General features: G+C 57.8%; 19 protein-coding genes, 1 tRNA gene, 1 pseudogene and 1 riboswitch. Of the genes and pseudogenes, 18 read left to right on the plus strand and 3 right to left on the minus strand.

What is annotated here, in order from left to right; genetic code table 11:
• Positions 1-608 precede the first annotated feature (608 nt).
• Positions 609-800: riboswitch (cobalamin riboswitch) on the plus strand.
• Positions 801-953: 153 nt separating this feature from the next.
• The 3 genes and pseudogenes from AC2FNC_RS15490 to AC2FNC_RS15500 all read left to right on the plus strand — a co-directional run.
• Positions 954-1958 (plus strand): ABC transporter substrate-binding protein, encoded by a 1005-nt coding sequence (locus AC2FNC_RS15490; RefSeq protein ID WP_480475675.1) that lies wholly within the window; start codon positions 954-956, stop codon positions 1956-1958.
• Entirely contained in the window at positions 1955-3004 is a 1050-nt protein-coding gene (locus AC2FNC_RS15495) for a FecCD family ABC transporter permease (RefSeq protein ID WP_480493702.1), read from the plus strand. Before AC2FNC_RS15490 ends, AC2FNC_RS15495 begins: the two co-directional genes overlap by 4 nt.
• Positions 3001-3511, plus strand: a pseudogene (locus AC2FNC_RS15500) (ABC transporter ATP-binding protein); the annotation flags it as partial. The gene AC2FNC_RS15495 and the pseudogene AC2FNC_RS15500, both read left to right, overlap by 4 nt.
• Before the next feature lie 891 nt (positions 3512-4402).
• Here AC2FNC_RS15500 and AC2FNC_RS15505 read toward each other — a convergent pair.
• On the minus strand, positions 4403-5353 hold the full coding sequence (locus AC2FNC_RS15505; RefSeq protein WP_480605338.1) for a GlxA family transcriptional regulator: 951 nt from the start codon (positions 5351-5353) through the stop codon (positions 4403-4405).
• A gap of 166 nt (positions 5354-5519) precedes the next feature.
• On the opposite strand from AC2FNC_RS15505, the gene AC2FNC_RS15510 reads away from it, so the two are divergent.
• The 4 genes from AC2FNC_RS15510 to AC2FNC_RS15525 are packed head-to-tail and all read left to right on the plus strand — an operon-like array spanning position 5520 to position 9994.
• Entirely contained in the window at positions 5520-6230 is a 711-nt protein-coding gene (locus AC2FNC_RS15510; protein WP_496715814.1) for a GntR family transcriptional regulator, read from the plus strand.
• 7 nt (positions 6231-6237) lie between these two features.
• Positions 6238-7155 (plus strand): dihydrodipicolinate synthase family protein, encoded by a 918-nt coding sequence (locus AC2FNC_RS15515; RefSeq protein WP_480625340.1) that lies wholly within the window; start codon positions 6238-6240, stop codon positions 7153-7155.
• A gap of 5 nt (positions 7156-7160) precedes the next feature.
• Positions 7161-8657, plus strand: a complete 1497-nt coding sequence (locus tag AC2FNC_RS15520; RefSeq protein WP_480553997.1) for an aldehyde dehydrogenase — start codon at positions 7161-7163, stop codon at positions 8655-8657.
• Positions 8654-9994: an NAD(P)/FAD-dependent oxidoreductase gene (locus tag AC2FNC_RS15525; protein ID WP_496715816.1), complete on the plus strand. Its 1341-nt coding sequence runs from the start codon at positions 8654-8656 to the stop codon at positions 9992-9994. Before AC2FNC_RS15520 ends, AC2FNC_RS15525 begins: the two co-directional genes overlap by 4 nt.
• Before the next feature lie 9 nt (positions 9995-10003).
• On the opposite strand, the gene AC2FNC_RS15530 is transcribed toward AC2FNC_RS15525, so the two are convergent.
• Complete coding sequence (locus AC2FNC_RS15530; protein WP_496715817.1) at positions 10004-11551, minus strand: trimethylamine methyltransferase family protein; 1548 nt, start codon at positions 11549-11551, stop codon at positions 10004-10006.
• 228 nt (positions 11552-11779) lie between these two features.
• Here AC2FNC_RS15530 and AC2FNC_RS15535 point away from each other — a divergent pair, with 228 nt between their 5' ends.
• From AC2FNC_RS15535 to AC2FNC_RS15545, 3 genes are all read left to right on the plus strand, one after another.
• Entirely contained in the window at positions 11780-13246 is a 1467-nt protein-coding gene (locus AC2FNC_RS15535) for a flavin-containing monooxygenase (RefSeq protein WP_496715818.1), read from the plus strand.
• Entirely contained in the window at positions 13247-14248 is a 1002-nt protein-coding gene (locus AC2FNC_RS15540) for an alpha/beta fold hydrolase (RefSeq protein ID WP_496715819.1), read from the plus strand. It abuts the gene before it with no gap.
• A 55-nt stretch (positions 14249-14303) separates the two neighbouring features.
• Positions 14304-14380 (plus strand) — tRNA-Met (locus tag AC2FNC_RS15545).
• A 58-nt stretch (positions 14381-14438) separates the two neighbouring features.
• Here the strand turns inward: AC2FNC_RS15545 and AC2FNC_RS15550 are convergent.
• Positions 14439-14996 (minus strand): ZrgA family zinc uptake protein, encoded by a 558-nt coding sequence (locus AC2FNC_RS15550; RefSeq protein ID WP_496715821.1) that lies wholly within the window; start codon positions 14994-14996, stop codon positions 14439-14441.
• Positions 14997-15244: 248 nt separating this feature from the next.
• On the opposite strand from AC2FNC_RS15550, the gene AC2FNC_RS15555 reads away from it, so the two are divergent.
• The 8 genes from AC2FNC_RS15555 to AC2FNC_RS15590 all read left to right on the plus strand — a co-directional run bounded on the left by AC2FNC_RS15555 (position 15245) and on the right by AC2FNC_RS15590 (position 24182).
• A complete protein-coding gene (locus tag AC2FNC_RS15555; protein ID WP_496715822.1) occupies positions 15245-16516 on the plus strand; it encodes an imelysin family protein in 1272 nt (423 codons plus the stop codon).
• Between the two features lie 93 nt (positions 16517-16609).
• Entirely contained in the window at positions 16610-16903 is a 294-nt protein-coding gene (locus tag AC2FNC_RS15560) for a (2Fe-2S)-binding protein (RefSeq protein ID WP_480476910.1), read from the plus strand.
• A complete protein-coding gene (gene bfr / locus AC2FNC_RS15565; protein ID WP_480475650.1) occupies positions 16851-17336 on the plus strand; it encodes a bacterioferritin in 486 nt (161 codons plus the stop codon). The genes AC2FNC_RS15560 and bfr overlap by 53 nt, the downstream gene beginning before the upstream one ends.
• Positions 17296-18843, plus strand: a complete 1548-nt coding sequence (locus tag AC2FNC_RS15570) for a di-heme oxidoreductase family protein (RefSeq protein WP_496715824.1) — start codon at positions 17296-17298, stop codon at positions 18841-18843. Before bfr ends, AC2FNC_RS15570 begins: the two co-directional genes overlap by 41 nt.
• A 3-nt stretch (positions 18844-18846) precedes the next feature.
• The gene (locus AC2FNC_RS15575) at positions 18847-19857 is read left to right on the plus strand and encodes an imelysin family protein (RefSeq protein WP_496715825.1); all 1011 of its coding nucleotides are present in this window, start codon (positions 18847-18849) and stop codon (positions 19855-19857) included.
• 3 nt (positions 19858-19860) lie between these two features.
• Positions 19861-20946, plus strand: a complete 1086-nt coding sequence (locus AC2FNC_RS15580) for a DUF1513 domain-containing protein (protein WP_480519029.1) — start codon at positions 19861-19863, stop codon at positions 20944-20946.
• Positions 20947-21046: 100 nt separating this feature from the next.
• Positions 21047-22936: a biosynthetic arginine decarboxylase gene (gene speA, locus AC2FNC_RS15585; protein ID WP_496715827.1), complete on the plus strand. Its 1890-nt coding sequence runs from the start codon at positions 21047-21049 to the stop codon at positions 22934-22936.
• A 22-nt stretch (positions 22937-22958) separates the two neighbouring features.
• Entirely contained in the window at positions 22959-24182 is a 1224-nt protein-coding gene (locus AC2FNC_RS15590) for a saccharopine dehydrogenase family protein (protein ID WP_480519033.1), read from the plus strand.
• The last annotated feature ends 49 nt before the right edge of the window (positions 24183-24231 follow it).

Raw genomic sequence — 24231 nt, forward strand, 5'->3', positions numbered from 1 at the left:
TGTCGAGCTATCTTACGAACTTGAACAGGCCAGACCATGGAAAGAAAACTGGGCGCCATATTCCGCCAAGTTTATTCCAGTATGACCATAAACGAGGTCCGCATTGGGCTCTCAGCAGCCATTCGCTGCACTAGGCTTGAACTTCCGCTCACCCCACCAAAGCCCCCGAACCGCCAGCACCAGCGACCCCCGTCAGCACCCGGGCTAGTCGTCAGCGGTCCAGGTTGGCGGTCTCGTAAGCTATCCCCAAAGCGCCAGTGAGCGGTCGTTCTAGCGGTCAAAATGCCCGGCGCAGAGCTTAGCGAATGCCCGTGCTGACCCGCTGACGCTCCATTCCGCCCGTCGCTTAGCTCAGCAAAATGCCCCCGAAACCGCCCCAGTTTCTCGGGCTTCGCTGAAAAGCCCATAGGTTTCATCGGTCGGCAAGGATTCCTACCACCCCAGCCATGATTTTCCTATATATCACACACCGACGTCCTCGGGGCGGATTGTAGCGCCTTCTCAGCGGCTTGTCTGACGTCAGCACCATGTTGAGACGCGCAGGTTCATGCCCTTGGGAGAAAATGGGAAAGACCCCCGAGTTTTTTCTTGCCGCAGAGTAAGTGTTAAGGTACCCGCGTTTTACCGGTCCCGATGTGGCTAAGAGGGAATCCGAGGTGCCTTTTGGTGCCAACCGGAACTGCCCCCGCAACTGTAGGCGGCGAGCGCTGTCCATTCCGTCACTGGGCCATATCGGTCTGGGAAGACAGGACAGACAAAGACCCGTCAGTCAGGAGACCTGCCGGTATGAAACCGAAACACACCGGGCGGGGTTGTCCGGGGAGGTTGCCGAAGAAACGCGCCGGGCGGGCTATGTACCACTCTGCGCTCACAGCAGGCAGAAAAGCGTCTGTTGCTTCGGTAAATGCCCATTCACCCGTTCTCTGGTCATTGACACATGGAGATCGATTGTCATGTTTCTACGCACTGGCCTGATTGGCCTTTCCTTGCTGGCTACCAGCGCTGCCGCCGAAGGAAACTTTCCCTTAACCATCGAAAACTGCGGTCACTCGGTCACGTTTGACGCGCCAGTGACGTCGTCAGTCACGGTCGGCCAAGCCGCGACCGAGGTGCTTTATGCGCTGGGTCTGAGTGAGCAGGTTCTTGGAACTTCGGTCTGGTTCAACGAGGTGCTGCCTGAATATGCCGAGGTGAATGCCAAGGTAGAGCGTCTGGCAGACAATGATCCCAGCTTTGAAAGCGTTGTTGCCAAGCGGCCGGGACTGGTCGCAGCGCAATATGAATGGCATGTCGGACCCGAGGGCATCGTCGCCACGCGTGAGCAATTTCACGAACTGGGTATTCCAACTTACGTGATGCCTGCGGATTGCGTCGGCAAAGACAATACGGTCGGCGGCGATGGCACCCGCCTGCAAGCGTTCTCGACCGATACGCTGTATCAGGGTATCGAAGAACTGGCGGCAGCCTTTGATGTGTCCGAACGCGGCACGGACCTGGTTGCCGAGTACAAGGCCCGTGAAGCCGCAGCCGTCGCCAAGGCGCAAGCCGTGAAGCTGGACGATGTGTCCGCCGTATTCTGGTTTTCCTCTCCTGAAATGGAAAGCGATCCGTTTGTGGCCGGGCAGAAGGGCGCACCGGGATACATGATGAGCACATTGGGCATCCGCAACGTCGTCGAGACGGATGAAGAATGGCCAACAGTGGGCTGGGAAACCATTGCCAAGGCCAATCCGACGGTGATCGTGATTGCCAAGATGGACCGCCGTCGCTTTGCTGCGGACGACTACCTGAAAAAGCTGGAGTTCCTGCGCGCTGATCCGGTGACCAGCCAGATGGATGCGGTCAAGAATGACCGGATTGTCGTTATGGATGCGCAGGCCATGGACGCCACCATCCGCGCAATCCCGGCACTGGAGGATCTGGCCGAGAAGCTGGATACCATCGGAAACAACTTGTGAACGAGGTCGCCGCAATCTTTCGGCAGGGTTTCAAGGCCGCGTGCCTAACTGTGCCATTGTTGATTGCGGCGGTCCTTGCGGGCGCGATGATCGGGGAAACCTCGTTGTCGCCCGATTTGGTTCTCTCCGTTCTGGTCAACAAGCTGGCCGGAGCGGACCTGCCCGTCGACCCAATTGATCAGGGTATTATCTGGAGCTACCGGATTCCTCGCGCTCTGGTCGCTGCGTCCTGCGGTGCCGGTCTGGCTGTCGCAGGGGTCGTGTTGCAGGCATTGCTGCGAAACCCGTTGGCTGACCCTTATATTTTGGGCATTTCTGCCGGGGCCTCGACAGGTGCCGTGGCTGTAACCATCGCTGGTTTAGGCGGGGGAGCTTTGTCGCTGTCTTTTGGCGCGTTCAATGGCGCGCTTTTGGCTTTTGGTTTTGTCGCATTGCTGGCCCGAGCCTCCGGCGCAGGCGGCGGGCGGGCTGCGACGGCGCAAATCGTTTTGGCGGGAATTGCCGGGTCTCAGTTGTTCAATGCGCTAACGGCCTTTATCATCGCCAAATCCGCCAATGCCGATCAGGCGCGCGGGATCATGTTCTGGCTGATGGGAAACCTCAGCGGCGTGCGCTGGCCGGATGTATATCTGGCCATTCCGGTGGCCTTTGCCGGCTGGCTTATTTGCCGCTTTCACGCCAGAGCTTTGGACGCATTTATTTTCGGCACTGATTCAGCGGCCTCGCTGGGCATACCGGTGCGGCGGGTGCAGGCAACCTTGATCTTCGCCACCGCGCTGACAACAGCGGTCATGGTTTCGATCGTCGGGTCCATCGGCTTTGTCGGGCTGGTCATCCCTCATGCTGCCCGGTTCCTTGTAGGACCGGGGCATCGCAGGCTTATCCCAACGGCCGCCTTGATCGGAGCGGTCTTCCTGATCGGCGCCGATATCGTGTCGCGCATCATCATCCCGGGTCAGGTTCTGCCGATTGGGGTGGTTACCGCCCTGATCGGTGCGCCTGCCTTTGCCGTAATTCTGGTGCGCGGCCAGAGGAACGCCCAATGAAGATCGAGGCGCAAAACCTGACATTTTCGGTTCGCGGCAAGACTTTGCTGTCAGACGTATCGTTTGTCGTGGAGCCCGGCGAAACACTGGCTTTGGTCGGACCCAACGGTTCGGGCAAATCAACTCTGATGCGCCTGTTGGCGGGTTTGGCACGTCCGGTTTCGGGAAAAGTCGTCATAGCGGGCCATCCCGTTTCGCATTTGTCGCGCAGACAGATTGCCCAACGGATTGCCATTGTTGAACAACAGGCTGATACAGCCGAACGCGTAACTGCACGGTCCGTGGTCGAGCTGGGCCGGACGCCCTGGCTGTCGGCCTTACGGCCCTGGCGCGCCGAAGATACCAGGCAAGTCGACAAAGCCCTGCAAACTGTGGAAATGGCCGATATGGCACACAGAGAATGGGCAACATTGTCTGGAGGAGAGCGCCAGCGGCTGCACATCGCGCGGGCTTTGGCGCAGCAACCGGGCCTTTTGCTTTTGGACGAACCGACCAACCATCTGGACATACATCACCAACTGTCGATCCTGGACTGTGTTCGAATTCTAAAAGTGACAACGGTGATGGCACTGCACGATCTGAATCAGGCAATGGCCTGTGATCGCGTGGCTGTTTTATCAGAAGGACAGCTGGTTTCTCTTGGCCCGCCCAAACAAGCCTTGTCTTTGCAAACCGTTTCAGAAGTTTTCGGTGTCAAAGCACAGTGGGGGTATAGTGCCGGCAGGACAGAACGGTTTCTGTCCTATCATCTGGACTGACGGATCCCGATCGCTTCTGGTCGCACAGGATATCAGCGTCGTCAGCGCGCCATGCCAGATACGTACAATCTGCGGCCTCGAAGGCGTATTCCAACGGCGAGCAAGCTTGATCTGGGTTTCCTCACAAACTGCAAAATTGCTCGTCGAATGCTGTCTAGATTCTAACAGAAATAGGATTTGTTCGTTTTCTTGCCTTCCAAGATGATCGGCAGGCGCGTCGTCCGAGCGTTGGTCGACCAAACCCTTGTGGTATGTTCACTACTTGATTTGAACCGTGAAACAGATTCCTTTCGGAAACCACTGGGACCTGACCCAAATCTCGAAACGCCATCAGCTTGAACAAATTGCGGCGACCGCACGTCGATATTGCAGATTACCCACAATCAAAGCCTCAACTTGAGCCTTAAATTAACGGTAGATTAACGAAACAGGGCACAACAAATCTCTGGATGACAAGTTCTTGATATACTTATGCCTATATCGAGATTTATTGGTGGGTAATCCTGCCGGTCTGTTGACTAGTCCAGTTTTTAACGAGGGGGTATCCCGGCAGGATCAGGGGGTGCCAGATCGGGCCAGTTCGAGGCCAGCAGATCGCGGCACCCCCGCCGGTAAGCGCGAACCAGCAACTCATCTTTCATCAGTTGATCTTGTTGCGCTGCGCGTGGGGTGTGATGCCAAAACTGGATCGGTATACCCGAGAGAAATGCCCCGGATTTTCGAAGCCGCAGGCCACGGCGACTTCGGTAACCGACGCCTCGGTTTGCAAAAGCAGTTTCCGGGCTCGTTCCAGCCGCATTTCCATAAAGTACCGTTTTGGCGAAGTGTTCAGGTATTTACCAAACAACCGTTCAAGTTGACGGGTGGAAATACCCAAAACATCGGCAATGAAGGATGGTGAGACAGGGGTTTCGAGACTGTCCTGCATAATGTCTATCGCCTTTGCCAGATGGGCATTGCGCATTCCATTGCGCGATTGCAGCGAAACGCGCTGCTTGGCGGTCGCATTACGCACAGTGTTATAGACCATCTGATCCGCAACATCAGTGGCCAGTTCTTCGCCATGGTCGCGTTCGATCAGATGCAGCATCAGGTCTGCGGTCGCGGTTCCACCTGATGCGGTAATGTGTTTTTCGTCGGCGACAAAGACGCTGCGCACCAGATTGACATCCGGAAACGCCTCCATGAATGCGTCGTGGTACTCCCAATGGATCGCCGCCTGCATACCATTGAGGAACCCGGCCTCGGCCAGCAACCACGCCCCGGAACACAATGCCCCGATCCGCGTTCCGCGCGCGCGTTCGCGCCGCAGTGCAGCCAGAAGGGAACGAGTCACGTGGTCACGCATGTGAATGCCCGACAAAACAAAGAGTTGATCGCACTTGGGCAGTTCCTCAAGTCCGGAATGCACAAGAGTGACGGATCCATTGGAAGACACGGCCTGCTCGCCCTGTTCGGATACAAAAGACCAGCGATACAGCTCATCGCCACTCACTAGGTTGGCGATCCTCAGCGGTTCGACCGCACAGGAAAAGGCGAGGTGCGAAAACTCCTCGACAAGGATGAAGGCGAAGTGCTGCGTCTGAAGCATGAGCAGGACCATTTCCAAACTGGGCCGACGCCCAAGCGTGAGTCTATTTTGCAGACACCCATGCTGCACGAGATTTTTTTGTATACAAGTTGTATTTTTTAGAAATACAAAAATACGACCACCGCGATTCGGACACGGCAGCCAGAGGACATAGTGAGGCCAAAGGATGAAAGACGAAGCCAAGTCGCGCAAAAATGCGCTCAGAGAACACCTGAAGATGTCCATCCTGACGCTGCGCCTTCGTCCAGGTGACGATCTGGATGAGGCGCATTTGTCCGATGAATTCGGCCTGTCGCGCACGCCTCTGCGTGAGGTGTTTCGTCAACTGGCAGGCGAAGGCTATCTGGATCTGCGAAAAAACCGCAGCGCCCGTGTTTCGGAAATGTCCTACACCACACTGCGCGATTTCTTCCTTGCCGCGCCGATGGTCTACGGGGCCATCCTGCGTCTGGCGGCAGTGAACGCGACTAACGCGCAAATCGAAGAATTGAAAGCGGCTCAGCACGCGTTCAAAGCTGCCCTTCGTTCAGGGTCGGTCGAGGATCGCGCACTTGCCAACAACCGTTTTCATGACGTGACCGGAGAGATGTCCGGCAATGTCTACCTGCTTCCGTCATTCAACCGGCTGCTGATCGATCATGCACGGATTGGCATGACGTTTTATCGGCCGCAGACAGTTGAAATGTCGGAAAACCTGTCGCTGGCCAGCCAACAGCATGACGCGATCATCGCAGCCATCGAGGCACGCGATGAAGCCGCGGCGGCGAAACTGGCCGAGGATCACTGGAACCTGTCCCGGGATCAGATCGGGATGTTCGTGATGCCTGACGCACTGGATGTCGCAATGGGTATCCCGCCACTTTCGAAGCCCGCATGAGGACGAAATGAACCCGATTTTCAAGTTCGAAGGAATTTATACTCCTGTGGTCACCCCCTATCACGACGATGGCAGCGTGAACTGGGACACCCTGTCCGACGTGATCGAATACCTGATCGAAAATGGTGTGCACGGCCTGATTTCCGGCGGATCCACGGGTGAGAATTATGCCCAGACCGGGCCGGAGCGGCTGGAACTGGCCAAATTCACGCATAAGCACCTGAAAGGGCGGTTGCCCTTGGTCGTTGGCACGGGCGCGATGCTGACTTCGGACTCGATTGCGCTGGCCGCTGGCGCACGCGATATCGGCGCGGACGCCATCCTATTGGCCAGCCCGCCCTACTCGGTGCCGACGGATCGCGAAAACGCGCTGAATGCACTGGCCATCGACAAGGCCGCCGACCTGCCGGTGATGCTGTACAACTATCCGCACCGTACCGGCACAATGATGGGAGAAGAGTTCCTTGACCGCGTAGGTCGTAGCCGAAATTTCTGCGGCATCAAGGAAAGCTCGGGCGATATCAACCGGGTGCATCTGTTGGCCCGGGATTATCCGCATATCCAGCTGGGCTGTGGCATGGACGATCAGGCACTGGAGTTTTTCGCCTGGGGCGCACCATTCTGGGTCTGCGGCGGTTCGAACTTCCTGCCAGCGGAACATGTGGCGCTGTATCAGGCCTGCGTGATCGAAGGCAACTTTGCCAAGGGGCGTCGGATCATGTCAGCGATGATGCCGCTGATGCGGGTGCTGGAACAGGGCGGCAAGTTTATCCAGACCATCAAGCATGGCGTCACCATGAACGGGATCGACGCGGGTATCATGCGGCCTCCGCTGAAGGGCCTGAACAAAGATGACAAGCGCGCGCTAGAACAGGTGACGCGCGTGCTGAGAAAGACAATCGCCGACATCGTGGCTGAGGGGTGACAAACATGGATCTGCTGACACAGGACGAGTACAAATCCATCGCCGCAGGTCTGAGCCTGCCGACAGGCGCCTTTATCGACGGCGCGTTTCGTCCGGCGGTTTCGGGCCAGACCTTTGCGACAGAGAACCCTGCAACCGGTGAAAAGCTGGCCGATATCGCATCCTGTGGCGCGGAGGATGTGGACTTTGCCGTCAAGAAAGCTCGTGAGGCGTTCGACGATGGCCGCTGGTCCAAACTGCACCCCGCCGAGCGCAAGGATGTGCTGATCCGGCTGGCCAAACTGATGGCTCGCAGCGCCCGTGAACTGGCGGTAATGGAGAGTATCGACAGTGGCAAGACCATCTACGACTGCGAAACTGTTGATGTGCTTGAGACAATCCACTGCCTGAAGTGGCACGCTGAGGCGATTGACAAGATTTACGATCAGGTTTCGCCCGCCAGCGACGATCACATCGCCATGGTGGTGCGCGAGCCAATCGGCGTTGTGGGTCTGGTGCTGCCGTGGAATTTTCCGCTGCTGATGTTGGCATGGAAGATCGGGCCAGCGCTGGCGGCAGGCTGTTCTGTTGTTGTAAAACCGGCGATGGAAACCACTTTGACGGCCCTGCGCCTTGCCGAATTGGCGATGGAGGCCGGCTTGCCGCGCGGTGTCTTGAACATCGTTCCCGGTGGCGGGGCCGAGGTGGGCGAACCCATTGGGCGGCACATGGATATCGACATGGTGTCCTTCACAGGCTCAACCGTGACCGGCAAACGTTTTCTGACCTATTCGGCAGAAAGCAACGCCAAAGAGGTGGTGTTGGAGATGGGGGGCAAGAACCCTGCTATCGTCATGGAGGATGCCGAAAACCTCGACCGTGTGGCGGCGCATATCGTCAATGGCGCATTCTGGAACATGGGTGAGAACTGCTCGGCCTCGTCACGCCTGATCGTGCATAAGAAAGTGAAGGCTGAGCTGCTGGAGCGCATCGCGCATCACGCCAAACAATGGAACATCGGCGACCCGCTCGACCCCGAAACCCGCATGGGCGCACTGGTGAGCGAAGACCACTACACCAAGGTTTGTGGCTATCTGGATCAGGCCGAGAACGTTGTGATCGGTGGCAAAGCGGACAACGGGTTTGTCGAGGCCACCGTGGTCGAAGTGCCCGGCAATGACGCTGCTTTGGCGCGCGAGGAAATCTTTGGCCCTGTCTTGTCGGTAATTGAAGTCTCGGGCTTTGATGAAGCGATCCAGATCGCGAACGACACCGACTATGGCTTGTGCGCCTCAATCTTTACGGCCAATGTCAAACGTGCCATTCGTGGTGCGCGGATGATCCGCGCAGGCACCGTGACAGTGAACAGCTTCGGCGAAGGTGACATCACGACACCTTTCGGTGGCTACAAGCAATCGGGATTTGGTGGCCGTGATAACTCGATCCATGCTCATGACCAGTACACACAGTTGAAAACCATCTGGATCGATCTGGCCGATGACGCGGATGAGGCCGTCGGTTGAGCCGACACGACGCCAAAAGGCTACCCCGGCAGACAGGCCCGTCGGGATGGAATACGATTCTGCCGCCCCAAACACCTCTGGCGGTGCTGGAACGGGACCTGACCGCGGATATCACAATAGTTGGTGGCGGGTTTGCCGGGCTCAGCGCGGCGCGGCGGCTGCATCAATTGGATCCTTCTCTGAAAATCGTTCTGCTGGAAGCCGGTCGTTTCGCGGAGAGCTCGGCAGGCCGGAATTCTGGGTTCATGATCGACCTGCCCCATGACTTGGCCTCGGACAACTACGCAGGCAAGGGGTCGGACGCGGATCGCGCCATCATTGCGCTGAACCGCAAGGCCATTGCCTTTGCGACCGAAGTGGCCTCCGATTGCGGGCTGCCACAGGAAATGTTCGACCCCTGCGGCAAATACAATGCAGCCGCCACCAAAGCGGGCGACGCGTATAACCGCGCCTTTGCCGCGCATCTGACCAAACTGGACGAGCCGCATAAGCTTTTAGATCAGCAGCAGATGCAAGAGGTCACGGGCAGCCCGCACTATACCTCGGGGCTTTATGCGCCGGGGACAGTGATGATTCAGCCGGCGGCATATGTGCAAGCGCTGTCCGCCCGTCTGGCCGGGCAAATCGAAGTATTCGAGCATTCACCCGTCACCTGTTTGGAACAACAAGGCGCAGGCTGGGTGGTCAGCACCAACAAGGCCAAGGTGAGCACCGGGCGGATCATTCTGGCCAATAACGGCCACCTGGAGAGCTTTGGGTTCTACCAGCGGCAATTGATGCACATTTGCCTTTACGCCTCGCTCACAGCCCCGCTGAACGAGGCGCAGATCAAGACACTGGGCGGGAAGTCGCGCTGGTCGGTGACGCCAGCGAACCCGATGGGGACGTCAGTACGGCGCATTTCCGGCAGCTATGGGGATCGCATCCTGATCCGCACCTGCTCCAGCTTTCATCCAACAATCGAGACCAGTCCAATGCGACTGCGCAATGCAGGCTGGGTGCATGACCGAAAGTTCAGGGAACGCTTCCCGAATCTGCCGGATGTGCAGATGGAACATCGCTGGGCCGGGATGCTTTGCCTCAGCCGCAATGGATCGGCCGCGTTCGGTGAGCTTGAGGACGGTGTCTACTCTGCCTGTTGCCAGAACGGTCTGGGCATCGCACGGGGAACACTGCAAGGCATGGGCATCGCTGAACTGGTGCTGGACCGGCGGTCTGACATCGCCGATCATTTTCTGGCGCAGCCGGACTTGCCGCGTTTGCCGCCCGAGCCATTCGCCTCGCTTGCCGCCAACAGCTATCTGATCTGGAAAGAGTGGCGATCCGGCAAAGAATGAACTTGACCGTCAGTAATTCTGGTTCAACTCATCCGCGGCCGGGATTTCTCTCTCGCGGCGGGCGATATAGTCCAGAAGGGCGTCGTTCTTGGCCTCATCCAGCTTGGGTTCCTGATACTCGGCCAAAAGCTTCCTCGCGTAGATCAGGGCGCGTTCGGTGATTTCAACTTCGCCTTCCGCCACCCATTGTTCGATCGAGTTGTTGTCAAACAGTTCGGGCATGAAAAAAGCCGTCTGAAAATTCTCCTGGGTGTGCGGATGCCCCAGATAGTGCCCGCCGGGACCCACATCCGGAATTGCGGCCAAGGCTTCGTCAAAATCATGCCATTTAGGCCCCTCCGCCATCCGATAGGCCATCGCGCATTGTTCCGCGTCCACAACAAACTTGGCGACCGAACAATGCATCCCCGCCTCGTTCCAGCCTGCCGAATGCCAGATGTAGTGGGCCCCTGCATGCAGAACAGCGCCCAGAGTTGTCGCGGATTCGTACCCGGCCTGCGCGTCAAACGTCTTGGCCCCGCCCAGCGTGTTCGAGGTGCGCCATGGCACATCGTAAAAGCGCGCCATCTGACCAATCATGAAATTCATCAGACTGATTTCAGGCGTCCCTGCCATCGGCGCACCGGATTTCATCGAAACGGTTGACAGATAGTGCCCCCAAATCGCCGGACAGCCCTTGCGGATCACCTGCGTATAAGCCAGCGCCGAAAGCGCCTCAGCGGTCAGCTGTGCCACGGTTGCGGGTACCGATGCGGGCGTATTGGCACCGCCCAGAACGAAGGGCGAGCACAAAACCGGCTGATTCCGGCGGCAGAAGGCGCGCATTGCACCCAGCATGGTTTCATCCCAGACCAGCGGGCTGTTGCCATTGCAGTTGCCCGTTGTAACCGGGTGGTCATCAATGAACCCTTCGCCGAAAAGGATATCGCACATGTCCATCACGTCTTCGGCATTCTTGGGCGAGGTGGTCATTCCCATGAAGGTTTTGTCCGAGTATTTCATCGACGAATAAGTGATGCGCAGGTGCCGCTGGCTGATCGGGTGATCGTAAGGTTCGACGATATGATGGGCCGAACTGTGCAGTGCGGGCATCATGTGCGACAGTTTATGAAACATCGCCAGATCGTCCAGCGTCGGGTTCCGGCGCACGTCGTCAAGATCACGCAGAAATGGCGCGCCGGTCATCGGCACGAAGATCGAGTGCTTGCCGCCGAGAGCGAGGTTCTTTTGCGGATCGCGTGCGTGATAGGTGAATTGCGCCGGAATGGTCGCGATCAGCTCGCGCACCATGTTGCGGTCCAGAAAGACCAGCTCTCCGTCAACCTTCGCGCCCGCTTTCTTCCAGTCTTCCACTGCGGTCGGATCGCGAAACTGGACACCAACGTTCTCCAGAATATTCATGGCGGCCTTGTCGATAAGCTCAACCTGGCTTCCGTTCATAACTTCGCAATGCGGGATGCCGCGGGTCAAACCCGGCAGCATGTCAAAGTTCGGCGCGGTGCGAAGAGCGCGGCGCGCGGAACGCCCACCGGCACGTGCAAGAGTACGGGTCGACAAGGGGCAATCCTCCTGTTTTGAATCAGACTGACGGAAATACGCCGCGTTCACCTCTCTGATTGCGATATGTGTTTGCAGGAAGCGACACCGCCCTGATGACGGTTTTTCGCCGCGCCTGTTCACGTAAGGTCGTTCGGTCATTTTATCTTGTGTGACCTACTTCACTGCCAATCACGTGCAGACATCTGCAACAGATATCCATAAAGTTGTTTCAGGAGGGGCGCTTCAATGCACCACACGACAGAGATGCTGATCATCGGTGCCGGGTTCTCAGGGCTGACGATGGCGCTTGAGGCACGCAAACACGGCATCAAAGATATCGCCATTCTGGAAAAGGCTGAAGATATCGGTGGCACGTGGCGCGAGAACACCTATCCTGGCGTCGCCTGCGATGTGCCTTCACATCTGTATTCCATGGCGACCCACCCTAATCCGTACTGGAGTCGCGCCTATGCCGGTGGCGCAGAGATACAGGAATATCTGCAAAATGTCGCGCATCAGGAAGGATTGTATGATCTTTGCCATTTTGGGCAGGAGTTGAAATCGGCGAGATGGGATGGCACGCATTGGCAGGTTGAAACCACGGATGGCCAGATCTGGTCAGCCAAGTTTCTGGTCTCGGCCATTGGCGCGCTGCATCATCCCAGCATTCCGGACATTCCCGGCACCGACAGCTTTCCCGGCCCCTGTTTTCATTCGGCCAAATGGGATCACACCGTCGATCTGACCGGAAAGCATGTGGCAGTTGTCGGCACCGGGGCGTCAGCCGTTCAGTTCGTGCCAGAGATTGCCAAGATTGCGCGCCACGTCACCGTTTTTCAGCGCAGCGCGCCTTACGTTATGCCGCGCCCTGACGGCCCGATCGCGCCATGGGTGCGCAAACTTTATGCCTACCTTCCCCAGCTTCCCCGCATCCGGCGCAAACTGATTTTCATGTTCTTCGAGTTCCGTCACCGCGTGTTCAGGGGCGAGGAACGCGCGATGAACTTTGCCCTAAAAATGTGGCGCAAGTCACTGGAAGGCGCGATTGCGGACCCCAAAGATCGGCGCATTCTGACCCCGGACTATCGAATTGGGTGCAAACGCATTCTCAGTTCAAATGACTGGTATCCGACCCTGGCCCGCGACAATGTCAGCGTCATTCCGCACGGCGTGGCCAGTATCGATGGAAACAGCATCCTGGCGACAGATGGCACCAGGACAGAGGCAGACGCGCTGATCTGGGGTACCGGGTTTCAGGTCACCAATGTCGTTGAAAGGTTGGATATCACCGGCACAGATGGGCTAACGCTGCGGTCGGCCTGGGCGAATGGGATGTGTGCACATCTGGGTACAGCGATAGCCGGTTTTCCCAACTTTTTCATCCTTCTGGGGCCTCATACCGGGCTGGGGCATAATTCGGTTGTGCTGATGATTGAAGCTCAGGTCGGGCATATCGGCCGGGTTCTAAGCGAGATGCAACGCAAGGAACTGTCGGTGATCACTCCCGATGCGGTGAAACAGGCGGCCTTTACGCAGGAAATGCATGACCGCCACGCGGACAGTGTCTGGCAGATCGGAGGCTGTACATCCTGGTACATTGATGCGGAAGGGCAAAACACGACGCTTTGGCCCGGAACAGTTGCCGAGTTTCAGAAACGCATGGCACAATCAGGATTGGAGCAATACAACCCCGTTAGGACCGGAGACAGCTAGATGACATTTATTCTTAGCGTGGTTACGGCCTTTGCCGTCTTTCTTCTGGCCATGGCCCTGTGGACCCGGCGGATAACCCGTCAGGGGCTTAAAACCGTGCCGCAGATGGGCCAGATCGTGCCCGTGCAGGGCGGCAGCATCCACTATGTGGAAATGGGCAATCCGGACGCGCAGACGGTTGTTCTGATTCATGGCCTGGCTGGGCAGTTACAGCATTTTACCTACGCGTTGGCGGATCAACTGGCCGAGGATTACCACGTCATCGCGTTGGATCGCCCCGGTTGTGGATACTCAACCCGGGATACGGCAGAACTCGCACAATTGCCGCAGCAGGCCGCGATGATTGCTGAATTTCTTGAAACTAAGGGCGTGGATCAGGTCGTGCTGGTGGGGCATTCACTGGGCGGTGCGGTGTCGCTGGCACTGGCTTTAGACCACCCCGAGCGGGTATCCGGCCTCGCTCTGCTGGCGCCACTGACGCACAGGCTGCCTGAAACACCGGTGATCTTCAAACCGCTCGAGATCCGGACCAAATGGCTGCGCAGCCTGATTGCCAACACGATTGCGGTTCCCATGGCCTCAAAAACAGCACCGCACAGTCTGGGTGTCGCATTTGACCCTGAAACCCCTCCACATGACTTTCTGGACCGTGCGGGTGGTGCGCTAGGGCTGCGCCCGTCGGCCTTTGTCACGGCCTCGCAGGACGTTATCGGGTTGGATGCCAGCTGCGATGCGCTGGTGGCCAGATACCCCGAGCTGTCGGTCCCCGGCGGGATATTGTATGGCCGCCAGGACGCGCTTCTGTCCCCTGCCCTTCACGGACCGCCGATGGCCAAATATGGTCTGAGCTATGAAGAGCTTGACGGTCTGGGTCATATGATCCTGATCACAGAACCGGAGATATGCGCCGCGTTTATCCGCAGGATGGTGGACGCCACGATGTTCCGTCAGACGCCCTTGCAGGACCCGGTGACAGAGCCCGTGAAAGAATTCCCCGGTTAGGGCGATTTCCCTCTTGACCCTCCCCGGCCCCTCGCTTACATCGCCTCTCACTCACGGCGGAGTAGCTCAGTTGGTTAGAGCAGCGGAATCATAATCCGCGTGTCGGGGGTTCAAGTCCCTCCTCCGCTACCAAAATCCCCCGACCATCGAACAAAAACACCACTTTTGGTTTTCCCTTTGAATTCAGCGCTCATCGATCCGGCCGAAGATCGAGATATGGTGCCGCGCGTGTGATTTCGACAGCGCCCTGTACCCCGCCCGTATTCAAGTGGATGTTCAGCTGGTCAGTCCCACTGAACCGCGCGAAATAGGCGAACTCGATCATGTTCAGCGCACCCATATCCTGACACTGAATGACATAGTCTGCCTGAAACTCCGAGTGACTCTCTGCCGTTGTGGAGCCTGTGACTGCGTTCGCCTCACCTTTCTGCTGTGTGATGCCGTATGTCAAAATCACATGGGCCGTCACCGTAGAGCATCCAGCTTCGGGCGGGGTTACGAACAGGTCTAGCGGGTCGGAAAGTTCTGACATTGCTATGGCCACACGCGTGCGGTTGTCATCGTTTTCAACCGGGGATTCAAACCCGACGATGTCCATGCTTGGCACCCTCAGCGCCAAGGCGAACCCGGTGTCCGAAAACACGATATTGATCTGGCCTGAACCATGGTGATGAGGCGTGGAAATCTGCGTTGCTTGCGCTGCAAGTGCCGCAGGAAACAGGAACAAGGCCAGAACCACGCGCTTCATGAACCACAAACCACCTAAAAAGAATCACTAGGATGATTTTAGCCCGAAACATGTACCGCACAATGTGATCCGCCGGATCAACACCTCGTCAGATATGGGGATGGTGACCACCAGGCCAGCAACTCCATTTCCCGATAAAAAAACTCAGATTGACAATGTTGACTTTTTAACTCAGTTATTTCAGCGAAAGCCGCCGCGGGAACAAACCCGCCTGATCTGACAGTTCTGACTAGAAAGTAATGACCTCAATGACCAAGTTGTTTGCAACAGCCAGCGCTTTGACATTTGCGACAGCCACTTTTGCTTTTGCAGGGGATGTGCCTGCAAAAGCGGATATTCTGGAAACCTATGCCGATATTGCCGAAGTCAAGTATGACGACAGCCTGATTGCGGCAAAGGCTTTGCGGGATGCAGTCGATGCGCTGATTGCAGAACCCTCGGACGTGACTCTGACTGCGGCACGGGCAGCATGGGTTGCAGCGCGTGTGCCCTATCAACAGACCGAAGTTTATCGCTTTGGCAATGCAATCGTTGATGACTGGGAAGGCAAAGTAAACGGTTGGCCGCTGGATGAAGGTCTGATTGATTATGTCGACGCGGCCTATGGTGGCGCGACGGATGAGAACGAATTTGCGGTTCTGAATGTCATCGCCAACCCCAGCTTCGTACTATCGGGCGAAACCATTGACGCCAACACGATTACTCCGGAACTGCTGAGCGAAACCCTGCACGAAGCTGATGGTATCGAAGCCAATGTCGCAACTGGCTACCACGCTATCGAGTTCCTGCTGTGGGGTCAGGACATGAATGGCCACGGGGCAGGTGCAGGCAACCGTCCAGCCACTGATTATGCAAACGGCGATGCCTGCACCGGTGGCAATTGCGACCGTCGTGCCCAGTATCTGAGCGCCGCAACCGACCTGTTGGTCAGCGATCTGACCTGGATGACCGATCAGTGGAAACAAGGCGGCGCGGCGCGCACGGCGCTGATGGAAAATGAAACGGCGGGTGTCAGTGCGATCCTGACCGGTATGGGTTCACTGTCCTACGGTGAACAGGCGGGTGAGCGGATGCGTCTGGGCCTGATGCTGAACGACCCGGAAGAAGAGCATGATTGCTTTTCGGACAACACCCACAACAGCCATTACTACGATGGGCTGGGCGTTCAGAACGTCTATCTGGGCAGCTATACCCGCATCGATGGAACACCTGTATCGGGCGCATCACTGGCCGAATTGGTAAACGCAACAGACCCGGAACTGGACGCCGAGATGAAAGCGAAACTGGCCGTCACGATGCAAGCCCTTGGCAGGATCAAATCGACCGCGGAAGCAGGGTTTGCCTATGACCAAATGCTGGAACGCGGCAACGAAGGCGGTGAAACCCTGATCATGGCCGGCGTCATCGGCCTGATCGACCAGACCAAGACAATCGAGCGCATCGTGACCGCACTGGAACTGGACCAGATTGAATTTGAAGGATCAGACAGTCTGGATAACCCCGACGCGGTATTCCACTAAACAAGAACGCGCGCCGGGGGCTTGCCTGCCCCCGGTACACTCAACACGCTGACCCGCCAGCCCACTGAGCCACACAAACTCAAGCCAACATCCATGATTGTCTGCCACTGCACCAACATCTCGGACCACGACATCCGCGCCGCCATCGACTGGATGCGGACAGCCGACCCCCGAACCATCATCACCCCGGGCAAGGTTTACCGTGCTCTTGGAAAATCGGCGGATTGCGGCGGATGCATGCCTCTGTTTCTGGACACGATGCGGTCAAGCGATAATCTCGAAGTACCCATGCAACTCCGCGCCCTGCGCGCGGCAGTATCACAGGAGAGTGCAGATGAAGGGCGATCCAAAAGTCATCGAATATCTCAACAAATCTCTGCGGCATGAACTGACTGCTGTCAGCCAATACTGGCTGCACTATCGGTTGCAGGAAGACTGGGGACTTGGCCACATGGCCAAGAAAAGCCGCGAGGAAAGCATCGAAGAGATGGGCCACGCGGACATGCTAATCGAACGGATCATCTTTCTGGAAGGCCACCCCAACCTTCAGAAGCTAGACCCGCTTCGGATAGGTCAAACACCAAAGGAAACGCTGGAATGTGACCTTGCGGCCGAGATTGATGCACGGGCCTTGTACAAGGAAGCGCGCGAATACTGTCGGGATGCCGGCGACTATGTCTCGATGTCGCTGTTCGAGAAGTTGATGTCCGATGAAGAGGGTCATATCGACTTTCTCGAAACGCAGCTCGACCTCTATGAAAGGATCGGCGAAGCCAATTATGCGCAACTCAACGCATCGAAAATGGACGAAGGCGAATAGCTTTGTCGCCCTGTCGGTGGTCGCCTTTGCGGCCACCCCTTCCCTGTCAGCCGAACTGGTGGATCTGCATCTGAACGTCACCCCCCGCACTGACGATGAACGCGCCCGGATTGCCGTTGTCACGGCGCCGCCCCAGGATTTCAGCGCACCGCAGCAATTTGAAGAACTGCCCGCCGGGGCCGCGACAGTTCGAGTTCGTACGGACGCGGATGCGTTCTCGCAACCCTCAGACAACTTGAGCTTTGAACAGGAGCTGAATTTCAAGGTCGGAAACGGGCTGTTCAAGAAGGTTTGGGTTTCGTCGCCCTCATCGACGCTCGCCTCTGACGGGTTGGGGCCGCTCTATAACGCGCGGTCATGCCAGCGCTGCCATATCAAGGATGGGCGCGGGCACACGCCAAACGGGCCCGATGACAACGCGGTTTCGATGTTCCTGCGGGTCTCGATCCCCGGCACGTCGGAAGATGGCTATGCAGCGATCGAAGAATACATCGCCACTGTGCCCGAGCCTACCTATGGTGGGCAGATGCAGGATTTCGCACTGGCAGGCCATCCAGCGGAATACCGGCTGGACATCTCGTACGAAGAAATCCCGGTAGCGCTTTCTGACGGTGAAACCGCCTCACTGCGCCGCCCGACTTATCAGGCAGCCGGTCTGGGTTATGGTCCGCTGCACCCGGACGCGATGCTAAGCCCACGGATCGCGCCGCAGATGATCGGGCTTGGCCTGTTGGAAGCGATCCCGGTCGAAGACCTGCTCGCCAGGGCCGACCCCGACGATTTGGATGGGGACGGCATATCGGGTCGCCCGAATATCGTCTGGTCGGTCGAGTTTGACACCCCAATGATGGGCCGGTTCGGTCACAAGGCGGGGATGCCGACAGTTATGGAACAATCGGCTGCTGCTTTTGCCGGGGATATCGGCATATCGAACCCGCTCTACCCTGCTCCGCACGGGGACTGCACCAATGTGCAGGTGAACTGCATCAAAGCCCCGCACGGCGACGATGATGAGCGCGGCTTTGAGATCGATCATCAGGGTATGGACCTGGTCGCTTTCTACAGCCGCAATCTGGGCGTGCCGGGTCGCCGCGACGTGGACAACCCCAAGGTTTTGCGCGGCAAAGAGGTATTCCATGCGACCGGCTGCGCGTCATGCCACACACCGTCACATGTCACCCATCGGATGGAAGACCGGCCCGAGCACAGTTTTCAGTTGATCTGGCCCTACACCGACCTGTTGCTGCATGACCTGGGCGAAGGTCTGGCCGACAATCGCCCCGAGGCCCGAGCGACAGGCCGGGAATGGCGCACGCCGCCTTTGTGGGGCGTTGGCCTGACCGAACGCGTCTCGGGCTACACGGAGTTTCTGCATGACGGGCGGGCGCGCACCTTGCTAGAGGCGATCCTGTGGCATGGCGGTGAAGCGCAGGCTGCCCGTGATGCCGTAGTCTCGATGCCCAAGGCAGACCGTGACGCCCTGATCAAATTTCTGGAAAGCCTGTGACCCATGCGTTTTCTTACCCTTGTTGCAGTGTTGTTGATGCCACTTGCCGCGCAGGCACAGGATCGCGCACCGATCCTGATGGACGTTGCCGAGACACATATCCTGCCCCGGTTCGAGACCCTTCCGGAAACGACCGGCGCGCTTGTCAGCGCATCATTGGTTGAGTGCGATCCGACTTCACCGGCGCTGCGCGCGGCCTACGATGCGGCTTTCGACAGCTGGATTTCAGCCAGCCACCTGCGGTTTGGTCCGACCGAGGTCGATGACCGCGTTTTCGCCCTGGCTTTCTGGCCCGACACGAAAGGGTTCACATCCAAAACTCTGTCCCAGCATATCGAGGCTCAGGATGATGCCGTGCAAAGCCCGGACGCCTATGCCGAAACGTCAATCGCAGGGCGCGGGTTCTTTGCCCTCGAACGGATGTTGTTCGATCCCACCTTCGCGGAACAGGGCAATGCCGAATATCGCTGCGCGCTGATCAGGGCGATCACGGCGGATATCGATGCCAATGCCCGCGCGATGGCGCAGGACTGGCACATCTATGCCCCTAGCCTTACCCAACCCGGAGAAAATAGCCGCTACCGGACGCAGGACGAAGCGATGCAAGAGTTGTTCAAGGCCCTGTCCACAGGTCTTGAGTTCACGGCTGACACTCGGCTGGGTCGCCCCATGGGGACATTTGACCGCCCCCGTCCGAACCGGGCAGAAGCGTGGCGGTCCGGGCGGTCTTTACGCCATGTAGAACTGTCGCTGATATCCTTGCGAGATTTAGCCGCACGGCTGTCTTTTGATCACCCCGAAATCGCGTCGGAACTGGACGCTGCGTTTGCACGTGCCATCCAGAACGCTCAATCCATTGACGATCCCTCGCTGGCCGGGGTTTCAGATCCCCAGGCCCGGTTCCGGATCGAGGCGCTTCAACAGTCGATCCACGATATCAGCACCATCGCCGTGACCGAGCTGGGTCCGACATTGGGGATCAGCGCAGGATTCAACTCGCTGGACGGAGACTAACCCATGACGTCACGCCGCCATTTTCTTGCCGGTCTTGCCGCGACCACGATTTCCCCGATCCGCGGGTGGGCCTCGGCCGGTTCGCCTGATTTTCTGGCCGCAGGGCTGTTTCCCGACGGGTCCTTTCGACTTGCCGGGTTGAGCACATTGGGCGCGATCGTGTTCTCCGTGCCTCTACCCGGACGCGGACATGCGGCCGCTGCCCACCCGCACAAAGCTCTGGCGGTCGCGTTTGCCAGGCGTCCGGGCACCTTTGCCATCGTCATCGATTGCGCAACCGGCGCGCAGATTGCGCAGCTAAAGGCCCCTGAAAGCCGACACTTCTATGGCCACGGCACATTCTCGGCAGATGGCGCGTATTTTTATGCCACCGAGAACGACTACGAAGCCGGGACAGGTATTATCAGTGTCTGGGACGCAGAAAGTTTTTCGCGTCTGGGTGAGTTTTCATCGGGCGGAATAGGCCCGCATGACATGCGCCTGATGCCCGACGGGGAAACGCTGGTGATTGCCAATGGCGGGATCGAAACGCACCCCGAAACCGGGCGCACAAAGCTGAACCTGCCGACGATGGCACCCAACCTGAGCTATCTCACCCTGTCGGGCAGGATCCAAGAGCAGGTGTCGTTACCTGACGAGCTTCACAAGAACTCGATCCGCCATCTGGCGGTGCGGAGCGACGGTCTGGTTGGCTTTGCCATGCAATGGCAGGGCAGCAAGTCCGAACACCCGCCCCTGTTGGGCCTGCATCGTCAGGGCGAAGCCCCGCGCCTGCTTGCCGCGCCGGATCACGAACAAAGCATGTTGCAGGGATACGCTGGCAGCATCGCATTTTCAGCCGACGCCGAGACGATCGCAATCACCTGTCCGCGCGGCAATGCGCTGCACCAGTTTGACACAACCAGTGGCACATTCATCGGCGCCTTCGCGCTTGAGGATGTCTGTGGGCTTGGGGCCGGTGCGAACGGGTTGGTCTTTACCACGGGAACAGGCGCCTTCGGGACATTGACGGGCGCGCGCCCAGCTGTTCGAACCCGCGCCGAATGCCAATGGGACAATCATCTGATCCCAATCCACCCGTCCGCGTAAAATTCGGAATCCCCAATCAGATAGTTTACACTTGGAAGAATCAAACTGCTGCCGTATTGGCGGGCGCGAAACTGGCACCCTACGTTAAGGACCGACTTGATTGAAACAGACGCCCGACGCACCGCATTCCATCTACGGAGTTGAGAAATGGGGCAAAGGCCTCATCGAGGTGACCGAACAGGGCGAGATCGGTCTGCGCAATCCCACGGCCCCCGAGACAGCGGCGATCAGCCTGCCCGGTATCCTCAGCGATCTGGACGACCGCGGCATCAAGGCACCGATGGTCCTACGAGTCGCGTCTTATCTGGAACACGAAATCGCCCATCTGAACGAAAGTTTCCAAGATGCGATTACGCGCGTGGGCTATAATGGCAGCTATCGCGGCGTATTCCCGATCAAGGTAAACCAACAGGCCCAGGTTGTTGACCGGATCGTCGAGTTTGGGAAGAAATATAACTATGGGCTCGAGGCAGGCTCCAAACCCGAACTGGTGATTGCGCTGGCCCATCGTCTGGCCCCTGACGCGCTGATCGTGTGCAACGGCGTCAAAGATGCCGAGTTCATCCAACTGGCGATTCTAAGCCGCAAGATTGGGTTCAACACGGTCATCGTTCTGGAAAGCCCGAAAGAGGCCGACACGGTAATAGAAGTTTACAACGAACTGGGCATCGAGCCCCTGATCGGTGTTCGGGTGAAGCTGACCAACCAGATCAGCGGCAAATGGGAAGAAAGTTCGGGCGACCGCTCGGCCTTTGGGATGAACACCGATCAGCTTATCGCCACGGTAGACAAGCTGAAAGACGCAGGCTTGCTGCATTGCCTCAAGCTGCAGCATTCACATCTGGGCAGCCAGGTTCAGGATGTCAACGATGTGCGCCGCGCTGTGGGCGAAGCCTGTCGCTATTACACCGAGCTCACTCGCGAAGGCGTTCCATTGACTCACCTGGATCTGGGTGGCGGCATGGGGGTCGATTACACCGGCGAAAAGAAAGCTGCCGAAAACTCGATCAACTACACGGTCGAAGAATACTGCGCCAATGTCGTCGAAACCGTGGCCTACGCCATGGACGAGGCAGAGGTGGGCCATCCGACACTGGTCACGGAAAGTGGGCGCGCGGTGGTGGCGACGTCCTCGATGCTGGTCTTCAACGTGCTCGAAAGCACGCTTTACGATGCGCCCAATGGCCCCGAGGTTGATCCGGATGACCACCACTTGGTCTCGGACCTCGCCGCGGTGCACGGATACCTCTCCCGCGACCGTCTGCAGGAATGCTGGAACGACGCCACCTTCTATCGTAACGAGCTGCGCGCCCTGTTTCGTCGCGGCTATGTCGACCTGCGTCAGATGGCGCGGGCCGAACGGATATACCTGTCGCTGATGGCCCGGCTCAAGGCATTGGCCGCGTCAGAGGATCTGGAAACGGACCTGAATGACCAGCTTGAAAAGGTTGCTGATATCTATCACTGCAACTTCTCGCTGTTCCAGTCGTTGCCAGATGTCTGGGCCATCGACCAGCTGCACCCGATCGTGCCGTTGCAATATCTGAACCAGATCCCCGACCGTCGCGCCGTGCTGTCCGATATCACCTGCGACAGCGACGGCAAGATCGACCGGTTCATTCTGGCCGACGGTGTTTCCCCCAGCCTGCCGGTGCATTCCCTGCCCGAAGAGGACGAATACTTCATGGGTGTCTTCTTCGTCGGCGCCTATCAGGAGACCTTGGGCGATCTGCACAATCTCTTTGGTGACACCAACGTCGTCACCATAGACCTGCGTCGGGACGGTGGCTTTGACCTGCTGCACGAACAAGAGGGCGACACGATCAGCCAGGTTCTGTCATATGTCGAATTCGACCCGCAGGATTGCGTCGCCGCCTTCCGCAAAATGGTGGATGAGGCGATTTCGACCGGCACCCTGAAAGCCAAGGACCGCAAAACCCTGATGAGCGCTTACCGCGACTCGATCAATGGTTACACCTATTACGAATAACCCCTGAGAGGAGATCACCCCCATGGGAACTTTGAGTGGCAAAACACTGGTTGTCGGCGCAGGTGGCGTATCCCACGCTGCCGTGCACAAGATGGCAATGAATTCAGATATCTTCACCGAAATCACGCTGGCCAGCCGCACGAAATCGAAATGCGACGCTATCGCCAGGTCGGTGAAAGACCGTGTGGGCGTTGATATCGCGACCGCCGAGTTGGACGCCTACAAGGTCGAAGACACTGTAAAGCTGATCAAGGAAACTGGTGCTGAAATCCTCGTAAACCTCGCCCTGCCCTATCAGGATCTGGTGCTGATGGACGCATGCCTTGAGGCGGGCATTCATTACGTTGACACCGCGAACTATGAGCCCGAGGACGAGGCCAAGTTCGAATACCACTGGCAATGGGCCTATCAGGAACGGTTTAAGGCGGCCGGTTTGACAGCCATCCTTGGTTCGGGCTTCGATCCCGGGGTCACATCGGTCTTTGCCAAATGGTTGAAAAAGCACAAGCTGGACACCATCCGCCAGATCGACGTGCTTGATGCCAATGGCGGTTCGAACGATCAGGAATTTGCCACCAACTTCAACCCCGAAATCAACCTGCGCGAAGTACTGGCCGAAGTGCGCCACTGGGAAAACGGCGAATGGAAACATTCTCCCGCCATGACCCACAAGGTCGAGTTCGATTTCCCCGCCATCGGCCCCAAGAACATGTACCTGATGTATCACGAGGAACTGGAATCGCTCTCGACCCACTTCCCCGAGATCGAGCGTGCCCGTTTCTGGATGACATTCGGCGACGCCTATATCATGCATGCCAAGGTCTTGGAAAACGTAGGCATGACCCGCATCGACCCTGTGATGCATGACGGTAAGGAAATCATTCCGATCCAATTCCTGAAAACCCTTTTGCCTGATCCCGGTGATCTGGGCGCGGAAACCAAGGGCAAGGCCTGCATCGGCGATATCGCCACAGGTCAGGCCAAGGATGGCTCGGGCGAGAAGACCTATTACATCTACAATATCTGCGATCATCAGGAATGCTATGCGGAAGTCGGCAGCCAGGCCGTCAGCTACACCACCGGTGTCCCCGCCATGATCGGCGCGGCGCAGGTGCTGAAAGGCAACTGGACCGAGCCCGGCGTATGGAACATGGAACAGCTCGACCCGGACGACTTCATGGCCATGCTGAACGAACATGGCCTGCCATGGCAGGTCCATGAACTCGACGGCCCGGTCACCTTCTGATCCGCTTCAGCTTCATCTGGCCCTAAATATCCCGGGGGTCCGGGGGCAG

Source organism: Ruegeria sp. BHSA123 (assembly GCF_059613425.1).